The sequence below is a fragment of the Bradyrhizobium uaiense genome (assembly GCF_010811875.1).
Taxonomy (GTDB): Bacteria; Pseudomonadota; Alphaproteobacteria; order Rhizobiales; family Xanthobacteraceae; genus Bradyrhizobium; species Bradyrhizobium uaiense.
The window spans coordinates 1-228 of the sequence record NZ_VKHP01001182.1; the positions used below are offsets into that span (position 1 = coordinate 1).

At 65.8% G+C, this 228-nt stretch carries 1 pseudogene; it reads left to right on the top strand.

Features of this window, described 5'->3' with window-relative positions:
- Positions 1-228 (top strand): annotated as a pseudogene (locus FNJ47_RS49215) (ABC transporter permease); the annotation flags it as partial.

Here is a 228-nt window from a genome sequence, read left to right on the forward strand (position 1 = left end):
TGCCGCTCGCGATCCTTGCGCGCAACCATGCCGTGATCCGCGGCGTCCTGCTCGGCCTCGCCAGTGTCGTCCAGACCGTGCCGGGATTGGCGCTGCTCGCGCTGTTCTACCCGCTTCTGCTCGCCATTGCGTCGTTGACGCTTCGCTGGTTCGGCTTCGACTTTTCCGCGTTCGGATTTTTGCCCGCCATGCTGGCGCTGGCGCTCTACTCCATGCTGCCGGTGCTGC